Consider the following 20,876-nt stretch of genomic DNA (forward strand, 5'->3'; position numbering starts at 1 on the left):
CGGTCCGTGTGGTTTGGCAGGTAGGCGAGGGGAGTCCGGTATGAAGTTTACGATCAATATCGACATGACACCCGAGGAGCTGCGACGCACTCTGGGATTGCCGGATGTCAGTGCACTGCAAGATGATATGGTGCGCCGCATTCATGAGCGAATGGATGCCGGTGCCGAAGGGTACGATCCGATGACGCTGCTCAAGCCCTATATGAGCTCCGGTCTGGGCTCTATGGAAGCGTTTCAGAAAATGTTATTCACGATGATGAGTCAGTACGGTCGCAATGACGATGACAGTAAAGGCTGATCCAGATCCGAGGGTGATAGTGAGTCAATGAAGGAGACAGACGTGCGTATTCTCAGGAAGTACACTAATCGTCGGCTGTACGATACCTCCCGCAGTTGCTATGTCACTCTGGAGGACGTCAAGCAGCTGGTACTCAATGGCGAGCAGTTTCAGGTGCAGGACTCCAAAACCGGCAATGACCTGACTCGCAACATCCTGCTTCAGATTATCAGTGAGCAGGAGGCGGAGGGGCATGGGACGCTCCTGACTAACCAGGTATTACAGCAGCTGATCCGCTTCTATGGGGATAGTATGCAGGGCATGATGAGTCAGTATCTGGAGCAGAGTATCGCGGCTTTTCTTGAGCACCAGGATCGGATTCGTGAGCAGATGCAAACGATGATGGGGGCGGCTAACCCGCTGACCATGATGAACCGCTTTGCCGACCAGAATATGGCGGTGTGGAATATGTTTGCGCCGCGTGGAGAAGAGAGTGAGGGCGCGGATCCTGGCGCGGCTTCTGCTGAGAAAAACGAAGAAAGTGAAACCAAGGACGGGTCGGACAAGGCGTGATGGTGGCTATCGCTGTCGGTTTATGCGTCACGCTCTTGCAACCAGTCATGGATCGTCAGCGGCACCTGCTTTAACGCTTTGCTGCTGACGAAGACACCGATGTGTCCTGCGCTTACGCTTAGCTCGCGATAATCGCTGCTAGCTGTCGCGTGCTCCAGTGCCCGTGAAGAAGACGGGGGCACCAGATGATCGTGTCGGCCCAGAATATTAAGAATGGGCTGCTGGATCTGGTTCAGGTCAACTCTTTTTTGGCCGATTAACACTGTTCCGTTGACTAGCCGGTTCTCGTGAAAGAACTGACGAATAAAGTTTCGGAACGCCTCTCCTGCCTGATCTGGCCCATCATTGATCCATTGCTCCATGCGTAAAAAGTTAAGCGCTCTGTCGCGGTCGCTCAATTGAGTGGGCAGGCCCAGATTTTTTTGCACGCCCAGTCGCATCGGCATCAGTGAATTGTAGGTATCGTTCAGCAGCTCGCCCGGGATGTTGCCGTAGGTATTCACGGCCAGGTCCACGTCAACATCTCTGGCCAGATGGCTGAGGGTGAAGTCGGGCGTGTGAAAATCCACCGGAGTAACCATGGTGATCAGGTTTTGAATACGTTCGGGATGCAGGGCTGTATAGCAAAGGCTGAACGTGCCGCCCTGACAGATACCCAGCAGGGTTATCCGGCCGCTGGGCGACTCCGCGCACACCTTTCGGACGCAGCTGTCCAGGTAGTCCTCGATATAGTCATCCAGGTCCAGGAAGCAATCCGCATCTTCGGGATAGCCCCAGTCGATCAGATAGACGGGTACACCCAGTGCAATCAGGGCGGCGATCAGGGAGCGGTCCGGCTGCAGGTCGGCGATATAAGGGCGGTTGACCAGCGCATAGCAGATTAATACCGGGGTTTGTACTGACGGTGCAGTGGCAGGCTGGTAGCGGTAGAGGCGTACCCTGTCGTAGTGTCCAATCTCCTCGCGGGGCGTCGTGCCCACATCAACGCCTTCAATGGCGCGCAGCGTTTGATAGCTCTGCTCAAGTCGGTCGTTGAATGTGGCCAGTTCCTCGCGAATCCGGCCCGGGTCGAGGTTCAGTCCTTTCATGACTTCTTGGTCCCGGCAGCCGATATTTGATCGCGCAGTGTGGCCCTGAGGTGCTCAACCTCTTCGCGCAAAGCCTGTATGTCGCCCATGTCCCTGCGCAGCTGGCGTATCTGGCGGCGTTGCTCATTCAGGCGCTGATAGATCAGTGTCATCTGATCTTCACTGGGGATCCCGAACTGACGTAGCTGTGCGTTACGGAATTGCTGCAGAGCTTGACGCAGTCCCATAACAGCGTTGCTGATTCTTCCGTGAGCCTGGCGATACTCGGTGGTCACGATGGTTTTGCTGTACGCATGCTCATAGGTGTCTACCCAAAGATCATGCAGCGACCCGAGCGTGTTGACGGGTGGATCGCAGTGCTCGATCTGCTCAAGAAAACGCGATGTGGCCTGCTGGTTTATGCCACTGTAGAGCGTGTTGTAGTCTCTCAGCGCCTGTTCATATTCGAGGAGGAGTTCTACGCCCTGACGTAACTGGGTCTGGAGCTGGTGACTGAGGCCGATTTGGGAGGGGGCGCTGAGCAGGCTTTTGAGTCCATGGATAAACGGGTTGTCCAGGAGCAGGTCATCCTGAAAACTGTGGGTCTTGAACAGGGCCCCGAGCTGTTCCGGAAGCTGCCAGCGATTAAGAATCCACTCCTGAGTCAGGCGGCGCAGGTGATCGTGGAAGACATTAATGAGCGCGCTGAGCTCTGCCTGCCGGCCGTGAAGCTCCAGGTAACCGATAACCTGTTGGGCAAAACGGGTGAACTCCACCGACTGTTCAGTGAGCAGTGCGACCAGTGATGCATGCTGATCGCTGACCGGTATTTCCGGCCCGGAGGTGAATGCTGAAAAAGAACCGTATCCGGCGCTTTCTGCGCTACCGGTTTCTTTATCCTTTTCAATGTGTTGCATCCACTGCTGCATGAATTTCAGCAGGTCCTCGGCCACCATCAGCTCCGTTAATGTGGGATTACCCGCGATCTTACAGTGCCAAACGGAGGCAAGCCAGTTTTCATTCGCCGCCAGCGATACGCAGCATGCGTACCAGCTCGCTTGCGGCGTTAGACAGGGTTCGGTCGCGGTGATAGATCAGCCCCAGCGGGCGCAAAATCGGCTCCCGGCTAAGCGGTATTCGGGCCAGTCCTTCATCGATCATGGTTTCGGGAAGCAGGCTCCAGCCCAGTCCTACCCGGACCATCATTCGTATCGTATCCAGGTAGTTGGTGCTGAGGCCCAGATTAGGCTTCAGACCAAGCTGCGACAACTGCTCCAGCACTAGTTGATGGGTAAAGGTGTTGGGAGCGGGTAAGAGGGCGGGATAGCGGTTAAGCAGCTCCAGGCTGGGATCCGGCTCTCTGGCTAGCGGATGGTCGTTACCCACCACATATTGCAGGGCGTCGACCCAGAGCGTTTCGGCATGGATCCTTGGATCGGCTTCCGGAGCCAGCGTGATGAGCGCGAGCTCCAGTTCGCCCTGAATTACATTTTCGTAGGCAACTTCCGATTCATCGAAGCGCAGGTCCAGCGCGACGCCCGGGTAACGACGGGCGTACTCGCGCAATATAGGCGGCAGCCGGTGCAGACTAATATGGTGACTTGCGGCCAGGGAGAGGCGTCCGCTTACCTCCCCAGACAGGTTTTGCAGGCTGCGAGCTGCATCCTGCAGCGCGTGCAAAATCTCCCTGGCCTGAGGAAGGAGGGTCTTGCCTGCTTCGGTGAGGCTTATGCTGCGACCGATCCGGTCGAACAGCCTGCAATCGACCTGTTGCTCGAGGTGCGCTATGCGTTTGCTGATTGCAGACTGAGTCAGAAAGAGTTTTTCGGCGGCCACCGAGAACGAGCCGCTGTCGGCGACCTGGACAAATGCGTGTAGTGTCGCGCTGTCGAGTTGAGGATTCATTGCTATTCCTGTTTGGAATGATTAAAAGGAAAATAATGAATTTGTCTACAGCAGGCAACTGCAATAGCATGGCCCCACTGTCAAAGCATACTGAACATGGGGACACAGCTGATGGCCGGTAAAACCCTTTACGATAAACTCTGGGACGCGCATTTGGTGCGCGAAAATGAAGATGGCAGCGCGCTGATCTATATCGATCGCCAGATTCTGCACGAAGTGACTTCACCCCAGGCGTTTGAAGGTCTGCGTCTGGCCGGACGCAAGCCCTGGCGGATCGATGCCAACCTGGCAACGCCCGATCACAACGTGCCCACCACTGAGCGCGCCGGTGGCGTCGATAAAATCGTGGATCCGGTGTCCCGTATTCAGGTTAAGACCCTGGATTCCAACTGTGATGATTTCGGCATTGTCGAGTTCAAGATGAACGATGCTCGCCAGGGGATTGTTCATGTGGTCGGTCCCGAGCAGGGGATGACGCTGCCGGGTTCCACCGTGGTCTGCGGTGACTCGCACACCTCCACTCATGGCGCGTTTGGCGCCCTGGCTCATGGTATCGGCACCTCTGAGGTGGAGCATGTGCTGGCGACTCAGTGTCTGATCGCCAAAAAGATGAAAAACATGCTGGTACGGGTTGATGGTGAACTCGGCGCGGGTGTGACCGCCAAGGATGTTGTGCTCCATATCATTGGCGTGATCGGCACGGCTGGCGGTACGGGCTGTGCGATCGAATTTGGTGGCAGCGGCATTCAAAGCTTGTCGGTAGAGGGCCGCATGACCGTCTGTAATATGGCGATCGAGGCGGGTGCCCGAGTGGGGCTGGTGGCGGTGGATGACAAGACCATCGAGTACTTTAAAGGCCGGCCGTTCTCACCCAAAGGTGAGCAGTGGACTCGTGCAGTAGAGGCCTGGAAAGACCTGGTCTCCGATGCCGATGCTCAGTTCGATCATGTGGTCGAGATTCGCGCCGAAGAGATCAAACCGCAGGTGACCTGGGGAACGTCACCGGAGATGGTTTTGCCGGTGGATGCGAACGTGCCCAACCCGGAGGCGGAGTCTGATTCGGTCAAGGCCGATGGCATTCGTCGCGCACTTCAGTATATGGGCTTGCGTGCTGATCAGAAGATCACCGATATCCAGCTGGATCGTGTTTTTATCGGTTCCTGCACCAATTCTCGCATTGAGGACCTGCGCGCAGCCGCAGAAGTGGTTAAGGGCCGCAAGGTCGCCACGACGCTGAAACAGGCGCTGGTGGTGCCTGGGTCCGGTCTGGTGAAAGAGCAGGCGCAAAAAGAGGGGCTCGACAAGATCTTTATCGAAGCCGGCCTTGAATGGCGTGAGCCAGGTTGTTCCATGTGCCTGGCTATGAACCCTGACAAGCTGGGACAGGGCGAGCATTGCGCCTCTACTTCCAACCGTAATTTTGAAGGCCGGCAGGGCTTTGGTGGGCGTACCCATCTGGTGAGCCCTGCCATGGCAGCGGCGGCCGCAATTGCCGGTCACTTTGTCGATGTGCGTGAGATGATGAACCAGTAACAGGAGCCCTGCAGATGAGAAAATTTACCAAGCACACCGGTATTGTCGCTCCGCTGGATCGCGCCAATGTCGATACCGATATGATTATCCCGAAGCAGTTTTTGAAATCGATCAAGCGGGCCGGCTTCGGACCGAACCTGTTCGATGAACTGCGCTACCTGGATGAAGGCCAACCGGATCAGGATTGCAGTGGTCGTCCGCTGAACCCCGATTTTGTGCTCAATCAGGCGCGCTATGCTGGCTCCAGCGTGCTGCTGGCCCGTAAAAATTTCGGTTGTGGCTCCAGCCGTGAGCACGCGCCCTGGGCGTTGGATGACTACGGATTTCGTGCGGTTATTGCGCCGAGTTTTGCCGATATTTTCTACAACAACTGCTTCAAGAATGGTTTGCTGCCGATTGTGTTGAGCGATGCTCAGGTAGATCAGCTGTTCCGCGAAGTTGAGTCCGTTGAGGGTTACCAGTTGACGGTCGATCTCGAGCGCCAGGTGGTGATTACGCCCAGTGGTGAAGAGTTCGCTTTTGAGGTGGATGGTTTCCGTAAGCACTGTCTGTTGGAGGGGCTCGATGATATCGGCCTCACACTTCAGCACGCGGATTCGATCAAGGCCTACGAAGAGCGCCGCCGTCAGGACGCTCCCTGGCTGTTCGATGCCATTCACAACTAAACGTGTCACAACGAATTACGCATTCAGGATTGGATTATGAGTAAAAATGTTCTGCTGTTCCCGGGTGATGGTATTGGCCCGGAAATCGTCGCCGAAGCGCGCAAAGTGCTCGAAACCGTCAATACGAAATTCAGCCTGGGTCTCGAGATGAGCGAGGCGCTCCTGGGGGGGGCTGCGATCGATGCGACCGGTAAGCCGCTGCCCGAAGACTCGCTGGCCGCAGCGAAAGCCGCCGACGCGATCCTGCTTGGTGCCGTAGGTGGCCCCAAGTGGGACACTATCCCCGATTTTCAGATCCGTCCGGAAAAGGGTCTGCTGGGTATTCGTACCGAGCTTGAGCTGTTCGGTAACCTGCGCCCGGCAATTCTTTACCCGCAGCTGGCACATGCCTCCACGCTTAAAGAGGAAGTGGTCTCGGGGCTGGATATTCTGATCGTGCGTGAGCTGACCGGCGGTATCTACTTCGGTAAGCCCCGTGGTGTGCGTGAGAAAGAGGGTGGTATCCGCGAAGGCTTCAACACGTACGTTTACGATGAAAACGAGATTCGCCGAATCGGTCGGGTGGCGTTCGAAGCAGCGCGCGCACGCAACAAAAAACTCTGCTCGGTGGACAAGGCTAACGTACTGGAAGTGACTGTACTCTGGCGCGAGGTCATGGAAGAGCTCAAGAGCGAATACCCGGATGTCGAGTTGAGCCATATGTACGTGGATAACGCCGCGATGCAGCTGGTGCGTGCGCCGAAGCAGTTTGACGTTATTGTAACGGGCAATATGTTCGGCGATATCCTGTCCGACGCGGCCGCCATGCTGACCGGTTCCATCGGTATGTTGCCGTCCGCTTCGCTGGATAAAAATGGCAAGGGTATGTATGAACCCTGTCACGGATCTGCGCCTGATATCGCAGGGCAGGGTAAGGCCAACCCGTTGGCAACGATCCTCTCAGCCGCTATGATGTTACGTTACTCGCTCGATCAGGGCGAAGCGGCCGATGCGATTGAGCAGGCCGTCAGCAAGGTGCTGGATCAGGGGCTGCGAACCCCTGATATTCTGTCCGAAGGCATGCGTGAGGTCAGCACATCCGAAATGGGTGATGCAGTGGTCGCGGCGCTTGGTTAAACACTAAGCCGTTGATCCCTTGCGCGGCTTCAGGCCCACACGGGTCAGGCTGAGGTCTGGCCCGTTTGCGTATCTGGCTTTTGGTCGCGGGTAATCAAGCTTAAAGCAACTCAATATTTGGGGGCACGAATGAAACGTGTAGGTTTTGTAGGCTGGCGTGGCATGGTCGGTTCGGTTCTTATGCAGCGAATGCTGGAAGAGAAGGACTTTGATCATATTGCTGAGCCGGTGTTTTTTACCACCTCTCAGGTCGGCGCGGCTGGCCCGGATATCGGCAAGGATATCCCGGCGCTCAAGGACGCACGCGACATTGAAGAGCTCAAGCAGATGGACGCAATCGTCTCCTGCCAGGGTGGTGACTACACAACTGAGGTGTTCGCCAAGCTGCGCGAGTCCGGCTGGGATGGCTACTGGATCGATGCAGCCTCCACGCTGCGTATGGCTGATGACAGCCTGATCGTGCTGGATCCGGTTAACCTGGATGTGATCAAAGACGGTCTGAGCAAGGGTATCAAGAACTACGTGGGCGGTAACTGCACCGTCTCTCTGATGCTGATGGGGCTTGGTGGTCTGTTTAAGGCGGATCTGGTGGAATGGATCAGCTCCATGACCTACCAGGCGGCATCCGGTGCCGGCGCGCAGAATATGCGTGAATTGATCAAACAGATGGGTCAGATCCATGCAGGCTCCGAAGCACTGCTGGCGGACCCCTCTTCAGCGATTCTCGATATCGATCGTCAAGTTGCTGAAACCATGCGCTCTGGCGAATTTGCCACCGATAACTTCGGTGTGCCACTGGCCGGTTCTCTGATCCCGTGGATCGATAAGGCCGTAGACCTGGGGCAAAGCAAGGAGGAGTGGAAAGGTTACGTGGAAACCAACAAGATCCTCGGTCTTTCCGATAACCCGGTTCCGATCGATGGCACCTGTGTGCGCATCGGTGCTATGCGCTGTCACAGCCAGGCGTTTACCGTCAAGCTCAAGCGTGATGTGCCGATGGATGAGATCGAGTCGATGATCGCCGAAGCGAATGACTGGGTCAGCGTCGTGCCCAACGAGCGCGATGTCACCATGACCGACCTGTCACCGGCCAAGATCACCGGTACACTGGGTATTCCTGTTGGTCGTCTGCGTAAGATGCGCATGGGGCCGGACTACCTGAATGCGTTCAGCGTCGGAGATCAGCTCCTGTGGGGGGCTGCTGAGCCGCTACGCCGTATGCTGCGCATTTTGATCGAAGGCTGATCACCTCGTTTGATCTGATATTCAGCCCGGCCCGGTTATAAACCGGCCGGGCTGTTTTTGTTTTTGTAGAGCGTATTTGACGAGCCGCGGAGATTTGTTTTCTCTAGCGGCGAGTTTAGCGAGAAGGTTAAAAACTGTGAATGTAACAATTATCGGTGTCAGTACCCTCAGTGGTGAAAATCTTCTGCAGATTCTGGATGAGCGTGATCTCACTGTAGATCGCCTGCGTTTGTTCGATAAGACCGATGAGGCCGGTCGGACTCTGATGTTCCGGGGTAAGTCGACGAAGGTCGCCTCCTATGAGGAGACTGAGCTTGGGCAGGATGCAGATATTCTATTCCTCGCAGACTTGGAGCTGCCTGAGGCGGTTCTCAAGGCAGCACAGGGCAGTGGTGCACTGGTTATTGATCTGTTTCCGGCGCGGCAGTCTGGTGCCGTACTGGTCGTCCCCGAGGTTAACGGCGCTGTGCTGGCGGATGTGGGACGCGGTGAGGTTGTCGGTTCGCCGGCACCGGCTTCTGTAGCAGCAGCGCTGGCGCTGGCTCCGTTGCAGGCCGAGTACCAGGTGTTACGTCTCAACGCCTTTGTAGTTCAGTCTGCGACAGCGCTTGAGCATGCAGGCGTGGAAGCATTGGCCGGAGAAACGGCCCGTCTGCTGAATGGCCGGGATGCCGAGGCGAAGCTGTTCCAGGATCAGTATGCGTTTAACCTGGTGCCGCAACCGGGGGATAAGGATCTGGGGGGGGGCAGTGCGGCTGAAGCGCGGTTCGTTATCGAGCTACGGGAGCTGCTTTGTGATGAGCAGATTGAGATCGTAGTCAATGTTATTCAGGCGCCAATCTTCTATGGTGTAATGGTGACACTGCAGGCTGAAACTCAGCAGGATGTGGATCTGGAAGCCGCTGGACGATTGCTGACCCGTGCGGACGGGCTAAGGCTGATACCCGCCGGTAAGGTGGCGACCCCTGTCGGTACCGCCGTTGGTAATGACTGGGTTCATCTCAGTGGATTGCGTCTGGATCCGGAGAATGCAAGCGGATTTGGCGTGTATGCCATGACCGATAATCTGCGTAAGGGGAGCGCCCTGAATGCGGTGCAGATCGCCGAACAGTGGCAAAAAGCGCAGGTTGGTCAATAAAACCGTAAAGAGTGTCCGTGTTATGCCGTAAACATACGTTTAGTGTGTTCTTGACCCGTGCCAAGGTTATCAATAATACTTGGCATTGACGCTGGAAAACGCAACTCTCTGATTTTTGTGGCATATTCATCGGAGGGCGCGGGCCATTAAGAGGGAATTAATCGATGCTGCGCAAACTTGCCTTAAGCCTCGCTGTCGCTGGGGCTATCAGCGCTACCCAGGCTCATGCCCTGGGGCTTGGCGAAATCCGAGTAAACTCGGCGCTGAACGAACCCCTGGACGCCGAAATCAGGCTGCTTCAGGTCCGGGATCTGTCACCACTGCAGATTCAGCCGCGAATGGCGGATATAGACGAGTTTTCGCTGGCGGGTATCAGTAAATCGCGTTTTTTGACTGACGTTAAATTTGATGTTCAGGTCCAACCGGATGGAACGGGAACGATTCAGTTACGCTCCTCCACGCCGATCAAAGAGCCGTTTCTTAACTTCCTGGTAGAGGTAAACTGGCCAAGTGGTCGCCTGGTTCGGGAGTATACGCTGCTTCTTGATCCGCCCATGTTTGATCCCTCTCCGGTTCCCTCCCGTATTCAAACCGCCCAGTCGACATCTGCTTCCGAGTCCGCGCCGTCGCCACAGCCTGCTGAGCAGGCAAGATTTGATACCGGCGCCAGGCCCGAGAATGTGTCCAATATCCGTACTCGGGTAGAGCCGGGCAGTGAAGTGTATGTGGACGTCGATGACACCCTGTACGAACTGGCCGTGGCCAACCGTCCCAACCGCTCGGTGACGCCGGAACAGATGATGCTGGCGCTGGTGCGTACGAACCCCGGCTCTTTCCCCACCGCAAACATTAATGTCATGCGTGCCGGTACGGTCATGCGCTTGCCGTCCCTTGAGGAAATTAATCGTTTGACGCCGGCTCAGGCTCGTCAGGAAGCGGCTCGTCAGACACGTGCCTGGCGTGAAGGGCGTACAACACCCAGTCAGGCACCGGCTGCTGATACTGCAGCGGCCCCGGATAGCGGCGAGGCGGGCGGTGATGCCGCCACGCCTGAAACGACTGAGCCGGATAGTCAGCTTAAAGTTGTGACCGCGGACGCTGAGGCTGCGGGTGATAAAGCGGCTCAAGAGGACGGCGAACAGCAGGCTCAACCCGCTGATGGAGCAGAGGCAGGCACACAGGCTGATGCCGAAGCTACAGCCGATTCAGCCGAGGGAGCCCAGATGGCTTCAGAGGAAGATCGGGCTGCGCTGGCTGCGCGCAACGAAGAGCTGGAAAACCGGTTGTTGCTGACCCAGGAATCGGTTGCCAAGATCGAGCAGGAAAACACCGAGCTTAACGGCAAAATCGATTCAATCAGCTCACAGCTCGACAAGCTTCAGCGTCTGATCGAACTCAAGGATCAGGAGCTGGCGATGATGCAGCAGCGCCTGAACCAGGAGAGTGAGCCGGAAAAAGGAAGCCTGCTTGAAGGCCTGATGAAATCGCCCGGATATTTATACGGTGCAGGTGGCGCGGTTCTTGGTCTTCTGGTTGGGTTATTGTTCGCCCTGCGTCGTCGCAAGAAAGGGGATGATGCTCCCGTCGCGGAGGCCGCGCCTGCGCCCAAGGAGAGCAAAGACTCTGACGCCATTCCGGACGTTGCCGTAGCCGCTGCGGCAACGGCTGCCGCGGGTGTGGCCGCTGCCGAGGCTGAGCAGGAGAAGGACGCCGAAGAAATCGAACAACCGGCTCCGGTTCCCGAAGCGGAAGCGCAAGTCGCAGATGATCTGGCAGACGATGAACTCGATGACCTGGATCTGGACATGGATATGGACCTGGATCTGGATGAGAGTGCGGCAACTGGCGAGCCGGGGCCTGAAGAGGTAGATGATTCGTTAGCCGAGGATGAGGATATCCCTCGAATCGAAGATGATGAATTCGATCTGGGAGTCGACGACGATCTGACTTCGGGCCATATGCCGTTGTCACAGATGGCTGCCAATCGCGCTGGAGCGACTGCAGAGCCTGCACTGGATGAGCAGCCCGGGGAAGAAGACTTGGATTCCGGGTTGGATGATATCCTGGGCGAGGAGACCGGGCAGGACTCCGAGGATGTGGATTCCGGGCTGGATGACCTGCTGGCTGAAACTGACTCTGCTGATGAAACGGGTGAGCAAGAGACAGCGGAAGGAGATGATCTGGAGTTTGCTGTCGATAGCTTTGGCGAAGAAGATGACGCCGAAGAGGATCGCCTGGATCTTCCCGATGACCTTGAGTTTGCAGTCAATAAGCCTGAAGCCGAGACTCCGGCACAGGACATTGCCGACCAATCGGACGAGTCTGAGGATGATGAACTGGCGGGTCTGGATTTTGCGGTCGATGAACCGAAAGAGGAGATCAAGCAGGTCCAGGAAGCCGAAGATGATGGCATGCTCGATGACTTTTTCGCCGAAGAGGCAGTGGATACCGAAGATGAATTCGCGCCGCTTGATGAAGTCAGTGACGAAGAGGTGGAGCCGCTGACCGAGGAGAGCGTTGAGGTCGATACGGACGACAAATACACCGGTCTGGATCAGGTTTCTACCAGCGAAGATGACAGCTTTGAAATGGATGACGATCTGGAAGCGATGCTCCAGAGCGCACCGGATGAGGATGAAGAGGAGCCCGAGGAGGCGGCACAGCAGTCAGAGGAAGTGGGTGATCAAGATGATCTCGATGCGCTGTTAGCTTCGTTTCAGCCGGACGATGATGAGGCTCCAGTGGAGCGTAAGCCTTCGCCGGGTGAGCGTGTCGAAGAGGAGCTTACAGCCAACATCGCCCACGATCTGGAATCGGATCTGGATTCCGAGATCGACGATCTGCTAGGCTCCACGGACGATGATATCGCTCTCGAGGAAGAGAGTTCAGAGGAATCCAGTGACAAGGAAGACGACCCGATGGATGCACTTAACCTGCTGGAAGGCGCTGACGAGATTGAGACCAAACTTGATCTGGCCCGTGCATACATTGAAATGGATGACACTGATGGGGCTAAAGATATCCTCAATGAAATCATGGAGGAGGGCAATCACTTCCAGCGCCGGGAAGCGCAGCGGTTACTAGAGGATATGAACTGAATCGATGATCAGTCATGAGTCAGACCAGAGGGCGACAGAGGTCGCCCTCTTTCGTTATGCGGCCGCGGTTGAGTATGCCGGCGCCAATTATAATGGATGGCAGGCGCAAAGCGGCGATAATGTGCGTTGTGTTCAGCTTGAAGTCGAGCGAGCGCTATCCCGGGTGGCTAACCATCCGGTAACGGTCATCTGTGCGGGGCGCACCGATGCGGGGGTTAGCGCCAGTCATCAGGTTATTCATTTTGACGCCCGGGTCGAACGTCCGGATCGGGCCTGGTTGATGGGCGGTAACACCTATTTGCCGGATGATATCGCCTTGCTTTGGATTCGCAGGGTGGATGACCAGTTTCACGCGCGGTTTTCGGCACGGGAGCGGCGCTATCGGTATTTGATTTATAGCGCCCCGGTGAAGCCTGCGCTTTTATCCCGCGGTGTAACCTGGACCTACAAGCGTCTGGAGTTGGAGCGGATGCAGGCCGCTGCAAATCATCTGGTAGGCGAGCATGATTTTACCTCCTACCGGGCGGTTGCCTGTCAGGCTCACAGTCCGGTGCGAGAGGTGAAAGAGCTGAATGTGTATGCGAGCGGTGCGCTTATCGTGATCGACATCCGTGCCAACGCATTTTTGCACCACATGGTGCGTAATATTGCGGGCGTACTGATGAAAATTGGCTGCGGTGAAGCGGATCCCGATTGGGCGCGTGAAGTGCTGGAGGCCCGGGATCGCCGAAAAGGCGGTGTGACTGCGCCGCCCTGGGGGCTCTACTTTGTGGATGTGGGCTACCCGGAAGTATTTGACCTGCCGCGATCGTCATTGGGGCCCTATTTTTTATCTGCCGGTCAGACTGACGCTTCCACCATGCTTTGATAGAATTGAATCCTTTCTACCTAAGGCTGGAGAGCGTTTGTGACGCGGGTTAAGATCTGTGGCATTAGCCGTCTGGAAGACGCCCAGGTGGCTGTTGAGGCGGGCGCTGATGCGATCGGCTTTGTCTTTTACGAGGCGAGTCCACGCGCAGTCACGCCAGAGCAGGCGCGGGACATAATTGCACGCTTGCCGGCGTTTGTAACGACCACCGGGTTATTCGTGAACCCGGAGCCGGAGCTGGTTGAGCACGCGTTGACGGCCGGGATCGATCTTATTCAGTTCCATGGGGATGAGCAGGCCGGGTTTTGCGAAAGTTTTGGCCGCCCCTGGATCAAGGCTCTACGGATGAAAGAGGGTGTCGATATTGCCGGTCTAGCGGCGCAGTATGCGCTGGGCCGGGGCATCCTGCTTGATGCCTATCGTCCGGGTGTGCCGGGGGGGACCGGAGAAACCTTTGATTGGGAACGGATCCCGGCGCATATGCGGTCGAAGATAATCCTCGCCGGAGGCCTGACGCCGGACAATGTGGCTCAGGCTGTCAAACAGGTACAGCCCTACGCGGTTGACGTCAGTGGTGGGGTGGAGCAGTCAAAGGGTATTAAGGATGCAGAGTGTATCAGTGCCTTTATGAGTGGTGTGCGTCTGGGTGATAGCGAACGTCACCGATAATACCCGGTGATAACGACCAGAGATCTATTTCCGGTTGCGGCCGGTGAGAATGAAAGAATCAGGAAAGGGTAGCAATGAGCAACTGGCTTGAAAAAATCGTACCGTCTCTCGTGCGCAGTGAAAAGAAGCGTAGCAGTATTCCCGAGGGATTGTGGGATAAGTGCCCCAAATGTGAGGCCGTGCTTTACCGTCCGGAGCTTGAGAAAAACCTGAACGTTTGCCCTAAATGCGATCATCACATGAGGCTGATGGCGCGTCGCCGTCTTGAGCTTTTTCTGGATGAGGGAACCGGACAGGAACTCGCAGCTGATGTGGAACCGGTCGATCGGTTGAAATTTCGCGATAGTAAAAAATATAAGGATCGCCTGGCCGCCGCGCAACGTGATACCGGTGAGAAGGATGCGCTGATCGCCATGCGCGGTGAGCTCGAGGGGATGCCTGTAGCTGCGGTCGCGTTCGAATTTCGCTTCATGGGTGGTTCTATGGGCGCGGTGGTAGGAGAGCGTTTTGTGCGTGCCGCCACTCTGGCGCTGGAGGAGCGGAGGCCTCTGATCTGCTTTTCCGCATCCGGCGGTGCTCGTATGCAGGAGGCACTGATCTCATTAATGCAGATGGCGAAAACCAGTGCAGCGCTCGAACGTTTGCGTCGTGAAGGTATCCCGTTTATCTCCGTTTTGACTGACCCGGTTTACGGTGGTGTATCCGCCAGTCTTGCCATGCTGGGCGATCTGAACGTGGCTGAGCCGGCGGCGTTGGTTGGCTTTGCCGGTCCCCGTGTTATCGAGCAGACGGTGCGTGAAAAACTGCCGGAAGGCTTCCAGCGCAGCGAATTTCTGCTTGAACACGGCCAGGTCGATATGATCATCACCCGCCGTGAAATGAAGCCGCGTCTGGCGTCGATCCTGCGCAAGCTGATGCATGAGCCCGCCGCCTGAGTGCCCACCGATATTTGCACCGGCTCCTGGCCGGTGCAACAAGCCCCTGGAAAACAGATGTTGAGTGATTATCCGAAAAGTCTGGCCCAATGGCTGGAGCGGATCGAAGCCTGTCATCCTGAAGAGATTGAGCTTGGGCTGGATCGCGTTAAAGCTGTCTATGATCGGTTGGGGATCGAGCTTGCCAACAGTCGCCGCGTGGTTGTGGCCGGCACTAATGGGAAGGGATCCACACTGACGATGATGGAGTCGATTGCTCGTTGTGCCGGGGTGACCACCGGAGTTTATACCTCGCCTCATTTTTTGCGTTACAACGAGCGCGTACGTATCAACGGTGAGGAAGTGGATGATGCGCTTCTGTGTCGTCAGTTTGAAAAGATAGAACAGGCGCGGGGCGATATTGAGCTCACCTATTTTGAGTACGGTACGCTGGCGGCGTTGCTCTGTTTCGAAGAGGCGCAGCCGGAGCTGCTTTTGCTGGAGGTTGGGCTTGGCGGTCGTCTGGATGCGGTCAATATCGTTGATGGCGACTTGGCGATTATCACCACGATCGCACTGGACCATACCGACTGGTTGGGGCCGGATCGCGATTCCATAGCCAGGGAGAAGGCGGGCATCATGCGTGCCGGTAAACCGGCGCTTATCAGCGACTCCGATCCGCCCCAGGCACTGTTTGATATTGCCGATAAGACCGGCGCCAAAGTCCTCTGTCGTGGGCGTGATTACCTGGGTAAATCGTTACCGGATAGCTGGGACTGGGAGGGTGTCGATCAGCTGGGTGAACGTTTCGCTATCCGTGGGCTGCCCAAACCCTCTTTGCCCCTGGTCAATGCCGTTACTGCGTTGCAGGCGCTGCAACTGCTGGGATTTACCATAGGTTCTCAGGCGATTCATTCCGGTTTGCGCCGCGCTCAGATGACGGGGCGGATGCAAAGGATTACGCTGCCTGAAGGGGCGGCAATACTCGATGTCGCGCACAATCCTGAAGCGGCGGCTTACCTTGCGGGTTATCTGGAGGCGAACCCGGCCGAGGGGCAGACGCATATGGTTTTGGGAATGCTCAAGGACAAGGATATGGCGTCGGTCATAGCAGCACTGTCAGCGCAGATATCGAGCTGGTATTTCGCCTCGCTTCCGGGTGCCCGGGGGACTGAGGGGGCAGCTCTGGCTGAGATCGCCCGGCGCGAAGCATCGGTTATCGGTGAGGCCCATGACTCGGTTGCTCAGGCGCTCGCGCACGCCCGCGCATCAATGCAAAAAGGGGATCGGGTTGTCGTCGCTGGGTCATTCTTTACTGTTAGCGAGGCGCTCGATGCGCTTGAGTTGAGAGGCTGAGCCATGCAGCCGGAGATGAAGAAACGTTTGCTGGGTGCCTTTGCGCTTTTGGTTATCGGTGCAGCCGTGCTGCCGCTGGTGTTCGACGGAGCGGGGTACCGGGAGCGTCATCTTGAGAGCCGTATTCCGCCTGGACCCGATACGGCCGAATGGGTCGATGTCGAGCCGACCAGTCGTGAGCTGCCTGATACCCGGATGCCGGCGGAGCCAGCAGGCGCACCGGTGGTGTCAGTGCCGGTGGAGCCGGTTCAGGAGGTTGTCGAGCGAGCCAAGCCAGATATCGAGCCAACCGAGGACACTCCCCAGCTGGATCAGGAAAACGTTCCTGTGGCCTGGACGCTTCAGCTGGCAAGCTTTCGTGACGAAGCTAACGCCAAGGCGTTGCGCACCGAACTGCTGGATGCCGGCTATAAGGTTTACATCCGTCATATCTCCGGGCTGGTTAAAGTTTTTGTAGGTCCTGAGCTGCAGCGTACCCGTCTCGAAAGCCTGCAGGCGGCGCTGAAAGAGGAGTATTCCCTGGACGGCATAGTCGTGCGTTTTACCACGCAATGATGCCGCTGTCGTTGGGTTCTGTCTGGCGCTCTGCTAGAATGCGCGCTGTTTCAAAGGGTAGTTACGACAGATGAACTGGGCCGACTGGGTCATTATTGCGATTATCGCTATCTCGAGTCTTCTGAGCTTGAAGCGCGGTTTTGTCAAAGAAGCCGTGTCTCTGGCCTCCTGGGTGGCCGCCTTCATTGTCGCCCGGCTGTTCTCCGCCTCCCTGGCGGTGATTCTCGAGCCCTATATCGAAACAGTCTCGCTCCGGCTGCTGGCCGCCTTTGCTATCCTGTTTGTTATTACGCTGATAGTGGGGGCGCTGGTCGGTATGCTGTTCAGCGCTCTGGTTTCCGCAACCGGCCTCAGTGCCACCGACCGCGTTCTGGGCATGGGCTTTGGCGCGGTCCGGGGCGGTTTGGTTGTCGTTGTTATCGTTGCACTGTTGGGCATGACTCCGGCCGTGCAGGATCACTGGTGGTTGGATTCCAGCCTGATCCCCCACTTTGTTCTGCTTGAGGGCTGGACTCGCGCCGTGGCATCGGACGTCGGTCAGATGATCTGGAATGTCGGGCGCTAATCTCTTCGCAAAACCACAATGTTCCTTCTGAGGTGAACTGAATGTGCGGTATCGTCGGCATCGTTGCCAAATCCTATGTTAATCAGACCATCTTCGATGCGCTGACGGTGCTTCAGCACCGGGGGCAGGATGCGGCGGGTATGGTCACCTGCGAGGGGAATCGCTTTTTTCTGCGTAAGGATAATGGCCTGGTCAACGAGGTGTTTCGCACCCGTCACATGAAGCGGCTCGAAGGCAACATGGGGATCGGGCATGTCCGTTACCCGACGGCCGGGAGTTCGAGTTCTGCTGAAGCTCAGCCGTTCTATGTGAATTCACCCTACGGAATCGCACTGGCCCATAACGGCAACCTGACCAACACCGAACAGTTGGCCGATGAAATCTTCCGTTCCGATTTGCGTCATATCAACACCACGTCCGATTCTGAGGTGCTGTTGAATATCTTTGCCCACGAGCTGCAGGCCATGGGCAAGCTGCGCCCGAGTCCGGAGGATATTTTCAAGGCGGTGAAGCGGGTGCATGAGCGTTGCCAGGGTGGCTACGCTGTTGTTGCTATCATTACCGGCTACGGCATTGTCGCGTTCCGCGACCCCTGCGGTATTCGTCCGCTGGTGTATGGCAAGCGTGAGACTGAGGCCGGTGTTGAGTATATGGTCGCCTCCGAGAGCGTTGCGCTGGATACCTCGGGGTTCCTGCTGGAGCGTGATATCGAGCCGGGCGAGGCGATTTTTATCGATACGCACGGTCAGGTTTTCACACAGAACTGTGCTGAAAAGACCAAGCTGGCACCCTGTCTGTTTGAATATGTTTACCTGGCACGCCCCGACTCGATTATCGACGGTATTTCAGTGCATGAGGCGCGGATGGAGATGGGGATTAAGCTGGCGGACAAAGTGCGTCGGGAGATGCCCGAGCATGATATCGACGTGATTATTCCGATTCCCGATACCAGCCGTACCGCCGCGTTGGAGATGGCTAACAGCCTCGGTGTGAAGTTCCGCGAAGGGTTTATCAAGAACCGCTATATTGGCCGTACGTTTATTATGCCGGGACAGACCCAGCGGAAGAAGTCGGTGCGCCAGAAACTAAACCCGATTCAGGGCGAGTTCAAGGACAAGGTTGTGATGCTGGTGGACGACTCCATTGTGCGGGGGACTACGTCCAAGCAGATCGTCCAGATGGCGCGGGAAGCCGGTGCGCGTAAGGTCTACTTTGCCTCGGCAGCGCCTGAAGTGCGTTATCCCAATGTGTATGGTATCGATATGCCCTCGGCCAGCGAGCTGGTAGCCCATGGCCGCACCGCCGACGAAATTGGCAAATATATCGGGTGTGACTGGATGCTGTACCAGGATCTGGATGACCTGAAAGACTCTGTCACCAAGTACAATCCGGTGATCACCGAGTTTGATACCTGTGTATTTGACGGCCTCTACGTGACCGGAACGGTCTCGCCAGGCTATCTGCGCCGCCTTGAAGAGAAGCGCAACGACGGCGCGAAGTCAGCGGCAGATGGCAAGCAGGTTGGCGATAATGAGTCGGCTGATCTGCTCAGCCGCATAGAGTAAAGGATCCTCGGATGAGCAAAGGCTTTGAAAACCCCTCCCGCGTGCAATTTGACCCCGATGGGTATGCCACTGATACGCTGGCGTTGAGAGCGGGGCAGTCGCGCACGCCGGAAGGTGAGCATTCGGATCCGATCTATCCGACATCCAGTTTCGTTTTTTCGTCAGCGCGGGAAGCTGCAGCGCGTTTCGGGGGAGAAGAGGCGGGTAATATCTACTCTCGCTTTACCAATCCAACGGTGCGCGCCTTCGAGGAGAGAATCGCGGCAATGGAGGGCGGTGAGCGTGCGGTTGCGACGTCCTCAGGTATGGCCGCGATTTTAAGCCTGGGCCTGGCCCTGCTGAAGCAGGGCGATCATGTGGTGTGCTCGCGCAGTGTTTTTGGCTCTACAGTCTCGCTGTTCGACAAGTACCTCAGCCGGGCCGGGATCACCACAACCTATGTGGACCCGACAGACCTTGATGATTGGCGAGCGGCGATAGGGCCGGCAACCAGGATGTTGTTTCTGGAAACTCCGTCTAACCCCCTGGGCGAGCTCACCGATATCGCTGCCGTGGCGGAGATCGCCCATGCCAACGATGCATTGCTTGTGGTCGATAACTGCTTCCTGACGCCGGTACTTCAGAAGCCGCTGGCGTTGGGGGCGGATATTGTGATGCATTCGGCGACCAAATATATCGACGGTCAGGGCCGCTGTGTGGGCGGTGTTGTGGTGGGTCGTCAGGCTGAAATGGAAGAGGTGTTCGGCTTCATCCGTACCGGCGGTACCTGCATGAGTCCGTTCAATGCCTGGGTATTCCTGAAAGGGTTGGAAACGCTCCCACTGCGGATGCGCGGACACAGTGAGAGTGCGCAGATTCTTGCGCAATGGCTGGAGCAGCAGGCGGGTGTTGAACGTGTCTTTTATACCGGTCTGGAAAGTCATCCCCAGCATTCACTGGCATGCCGCCAGCAAAACGGATTTGGCGGTGTTCTCTCGTTTGAGGTCAAAGGTGGTCGGGATGCCGCGTGGCGGTTTATAGATGCGACCCGGATGATCTCCATTACGGGGAATCTGGGTGATGCGAAAACCACGATTACCCATCCGGCAACTACGACCCACGGTCGGATGACGCCGGAGGATCGTGCTCGTGCCGGTATTCGTGACAACCTGATTCGTGTTTCAGTCGGGTTGGAAGACCTGGATGATCTAAAACAGGATCTGTCACTGGGACTGGCTCAACTCTGAGCATCATACAGCCGCACAACCTGATGAATCGCTCCGTGAGCGCTTCTCACGCTGTTCTTTAATACCAACTGGTCCACCAGAAGACTCGCTGGTGAGTCCAGTAAGCAGGTTTCCACCTGAGACAGCGTGGTTGCGCTCCATGGCTCCTTGCTTCGTCCTATCGTGACATGGGGCGTGAAGGGATGGGTGTCGTCGTATTCAACCTGAGCCTGCGTCAATGCTTCAACCACTTCTCGCTGCAGGTGTTCTAGAGCCTCGGTGTTGGCGGAACCGATCCAGAGTATGTGGTCGCCGAAGGTACCGATTCGATCCAGTGATAATGTGAAAGGTTCGAACTGAATCAGAGACAGCGCCTGGTCCAGCGCAGGCATTCTGTGTGCCTCCAGCTTGCCAATAAACGCCAGCGTCATATGCAGCTGTTCAGGTGGGCTCCAGCGGACCTCCGGAATATGGGGCAATTGTTCTCCAATCCGGTCTTGCAGGCTTTCCGGTAGATCAATAGCGATAAACAGGCGTAGTGAAGTGGACTGGTCCGACATTT

General features: G+C 56.7%; 20 protein-coding genes. 16 read left to right on the top strand and 4 right to left on the bottom strand.

Going from position 1 to position 20,876, the window contains the following annotated elements:
• The first annotated feature begins 40 nt into the window (after positions 1-40).
• Together G403_RS0108725 and phaR are read left to right on the top strand one after the other, a co-directional pair.
• Entirely contained in the window at positions 41-298 is a 258-nt protein-coding gene (locus tag G403_RS0108725; protein WP_027853649.1) for a DUF6489 family protein, read from the top strand.
• A gap of 42 nt (positions 299-340) precedes the next feature.
• The gene (gene phaR / locus G403_RS0108730) at positions 341-850 is read left to right on the top strand and encodes a polyhydroxyalkanoate synthesis repressor PhaR (protein ID WP_027853650.1); all 510 of its coding nucleotides are present in this window, start codon (positions 341-343) and stop codon (positions 848-850) included.
• A 20-nt stretch (positions 851-870) separates the two neighbouring features.
• Here phaR and phaC read toward each other — a convergent pair whose 3' ends face one another.
• From phaC to G403_RS0108745, 3 genes are all read right to left on the bottom strand, one after another.
• Positions 871-1,938 carry a class III poly(R)-hydroxyalkanoic acid synthase subunit PhaC gene (phaC, locus tag G403_RS0108735; protein ID WP_027853651.1) on the bottom strand — a complete coding sequence of 356 codons (1,068 nt, stop codon included), beginning with the start codon at positions 1,936-1,938 and terminating at the stop codon, positions 871-873.
• A complete protein-coding gene (locus tag G403_RS0108740; protein ID WP_169719894.1) occupies positions 1,935-2,870 on the bottom strand; it encodes a poly(R)-hydroxyalkanoic acid synthase subunit PhaE in 936 nt (311 codons plus the stop codon). The genes phaC and G403_RS0108740 overlap by 4 nt, the downstream gene beginning before the upstream one ends.
• A gap of 64 nt (positions 2,871-2,934) precedes the next feature.
• Entirely contained in the window at positions 2,935-3,822 is an 888-nt protein-coding gene (locus G403_RS0108745) for a LysR family transcriptional regulator (protein WP_036233123.1), read from the bottom strand.
• A gap of 111 nt (positions 3,823-3,933) precedes the next feature.
• On the opposite strand from G403_RS0108745, the gene leuC reads away from it, so the two are divergent.
• The 14 genes from leuC to G403_RS0108815 all read left to right on the top strand — a co-directional run bounded on the left by leuC (position 3,934) and on the right by G403_RS0108815 (position 20,335).
• Positions 3,934-5,355 (top strand): 3-isopropylmalate dehydratase large subunit, encoded by a 1,422-nt coding sequence (leuC, locus tag G403_RS0108750; protein WP_027853654.1) that lies wholly within the window; start codon positions 3,934-3,936, stop codon positions 5,353-5,355.
• 14 nt (positions 5,356-5,369) lie between these two features.
• Positions 5,370-6,020 (top strand): 3-isopropylmalate dehydratase small subunit, encoded by a 651-nt coding sequence (leuD, locus tag G403_RS0108755; RefSeq protein WP_027853655.1) that lies wholly within the window; start codon positions 5,370-5,372, stop codon positions 6,018-6,020.
• Between the two features lie 36 nt (positions 6,021-6,056).
• Entirely contained in the window at positions 6,057-7,136 is a 1,080-nt protein-coding gene (gene leuB / locus G403_RS0108760) for a 3-isopropylmalate dehydrogenase (protein ID WP_027853656.1), read from the top strand.
• 129 nt (positions 7,137-7,265) lie between these two features.
• On the top strand, positions 7,266-8,381 hold the full coding sequence (gene asd / locus G403_RS0108765; protein WP_027853657.1) for an aspartate-semialdehyde dehydrogenase: 1,116 nt from the start codon (positions 7,266-7,268) through the stop codon (positions 8,379-8,381).
• Between the two features lie 136 nt (positions 8,382-8,517).
• On the top strand, positions 8,518-9,519 hold the full coding sequence (locus G403_RS0108770; RefSeq protein ID WP_027853658.1) for an Asd/ArgC dimerization domain-containing protein: 1,002 nt from the start codon (positions 8,518-8,520) through the stop codon (positions 9,517-9,519).
• 164 nt (positions 9,520-9,683) lie between these two features.
• On the top strand, positions 9,684-12,617 hold the full coding sequence (locus G403_RS0108775) for a FimV/HubP family polar landmark protein (protein ID WP_027853659.1): 2,934 nt from the start codon (positions 9,684-9,686) through the stop codon (positions 12,615-12,617).
• A 4-nt stretch (positions 12,618-12,621) separates the two neighbouring features.
• Positions 12,622-13,485 carry a tRNA pseudouridine(38-40) synthase TruA gene (gene truA / locus G403_RS0108780; protein WP_027853660.1) on the top strand — a complete coding sequence of 288 codons (864 nt, stop codon included), beginning with the start codon at positions 12,622-12,624 and terminating at the stop codon, positions 13,483-13,485.
• Between the two features lie 39 nt (positions 13,486-13,524).
• The gene (locus G403_RS0108785; RefSeq protein WP_027853661.1) at positions 13,525-14,154 is read left to right on the top strand and encodes a phosphoribosylanthranilate isomerase; all 630 of its coding nucleotides are present in this window, start codon (positions 13,525-13,527) and stop codon (positions 14,152-14,154) included.
• A 74-nt stretch (positions 14,155-14,228) separates the two neighbouring features.
• A complete protein-coding gene (gene accD, locus G403_RS0108790; protein WP_027853662.1) occupies positions 14,229-15,089 on the top strand; it encodes an acetyl-CoA carboxylase, carboxyltransferase subunit beta in 861 nt (286 codons plus the stop codon).
• Positions 15,090-15,146: 57 nt separating this feature from the next.
• Positions 15,147-16,424: a bifunctional tetrahydrofolate synthase/dihydrofolate synthase gene (folC, locus tag G403_RS0108795; protein ID WP_027853663.1), complete on the top strand. Its 1,278-nt coding sequence runs from the start codon at positions 15,147-15,149 to the stop codon at positions 16,422-16,424.
• A gap of 15 nt (positions 16,425-16,439) precedes the next feature.
• Positions 16,440-16,979, top strand: a complete 540-nt coding sequence (locus G403_RS0108800) for an SPOR domain-containing protein (RefSeq protein ID WP_245578224.1) — start codon at positions 16,440-16,442, stop codon at positions 16,977-16,979.
• Between the two features lie 70 nt (positions 16,980-17,049).
• Positions 17,050-17,544 (top strand): CvpA family protein, encoded by a 495-nt coding sequence (locus G403_RS0108805; protein WP_027853665.1) that lies wholly within the window; start codon positions 17,050-17,052, stop codon positions 17,542-17,544.
• 41 nt (positions 17,545-17,585) lie between these two features.
• Positions 17,586-19,109 carry an amidophosphoribosyltransferase gene (purF, locus tag G403_RS0108810; RefSeq protein WP_027853666.1) on the top strand — a complete coding sequence of 508 codons (1,524 nt, stop codon included), beginning with the start codon at positions 17,586-17,588 and terminating at the stop codon, positions 19,107-19,109.
• A gap of 11 nt (positions 19,110-19,120) precedes the next feature.
• On the top strand, positions 19,121-20,335 hold the full coding sequence (locus G403_RS0108815) for an O-succinylhomoserine sulfhydrylase (RefSeq protein WP_027853667.1): 1,215 nt from the start codon (positions 19,121-19,123) through the stop codon (positions 20,333-20,335).
• On the opposite strand, the gene thpR is transcribed toward G403_RS0108815, so the two are convergent.
• The gene (thpR, locus tag G403_RS0108820) at positions 20,326-20,874 is read right to left on the bottom strand and encodes an RNA 2',3'-cyclic phosphodiesterase (RefSeq protein WP_027853668.1); all 549 of its coding nucleotides are present in this window, start codon (positions 20,872-20,874) and stop codon (positions 20,326-20,328) included. The two genes, G403_RS0108815 and thpR, sit on opposite strands and share 10 nt — an antisense overlap.
• Positions 20,875-20,876: the final 2 nt, after the last annotated feature.

It is taken from the genome of Marinobacterium litorale DSM 23545, from assembly GCF_000428985.1.
Classification (GTDB): Bacteria; Pseudomonadota; Gammaproteobacteria; order Pseudomonadales; family Balneatricaceae; genus Marinobacterium_D; species Marinobacterium_D litorale.

Coding starts and splice junctions, on each gene's coding strand:
- G403_RS0108725 (WP_027853649.1), top strand. CDS start 41: ATGAAGTTTACGATCAATATCGACATGACACCCGAGGAGCTGCGACGC.
- phaC (WP_027853651.1), bottom strand. CDS start 1,938: ATGAAAGGACTGAACCTCGACCCGGGCCGGATTCGCGAGGAACTGGCC.
- G403_RS0108745 (WP_036233123.1), bottom strand. CDS start 3,822: ATGAATCCTCAACTCGACAGCGCGACACTACACGCATTTGTCCAGGTC.
- leuC (WP_027853654.1), top strand. CDS start 3,934: ATGGCCGGTAAAACCCTTTACGATAAACTCTGGGACGCGCATTTGGTG.
- leuD (WP_027853655.1), top strand. CDS start 5,370: ATGAGAAAATTTACCAAGCACACCGGTATTGTCGCTCCGCTGGATCGC.
- leuB (WP_027853656.1), top strand. CDS start 6,057: ATGAGTAAAAATGTTCTGCTGTTCCCGGGTGATGGTATTGGCCCGGAA.
- asd (WP_027853657.1), top strand. CDS start 7,266: ATGAAACGTGTAGGTTTTGTAGGCTGGCGTGGCATGGTCGGTTCGGTT.
- G403_RS0108775 (WP_027853659.1), top strand. CDS start 9,684: ATGCTGCGCAAACTTGCCTTAAGCCTCGCTGTCGCTGGGGCTATCAGC.
- truA (WP_027853660.1), top strand. CDS start 12,622: ATGATCAGTCATGAGTCAGACCAGAGGGCGACAGAGGTCGCCCTCTTT.
- accD (WP_027853662.1), top strand. CDS start 14,229: ATGAGCAACTGGCTTGAAAAAATCGTACCGTCTCTCGTGCGCAGTGAA.
- folC (WP_027853663.1), top strand. CDS start 15,147: ATGTTGAGTGATTATCCGAAAAGTCTGGCCCAATGGCTGGAGCGGATC.
- G403_RS0108800 (WP_245578224.1), top strand. CDS start 16,440: ATGAAGAAACGTTTGCTGGGTGCCTTTGCGCTTTTGGTTATCGGTGCA.
- G403_RS0108805 (WP_027853665.1), top strand. CDS start 17,050: ATGAACTGGGCCGACTGGGTCATTATTGCGATTATCGCTATCTCGAGT.
- purF (WP_027853666.1), top strand. CDS start 17,586: ATGTGCGGTATCGTCGGCATCGTTGCCAAATCCTATGTTAATCAGACC.
- G403_RS0108815 (WP_027853667.1), top strand. CDS start 19,121: ATGAGCAAAGGCTTTGAAAACCCCTCCCGCGTGCAATTTGACCCCGAT.
- thpR (WP_027853668.1), bottom strand. CDS start 20,874: ATGTCGGACCAGTCCACTTCACTACGCCTGTTTATCGCTATTGATCTA.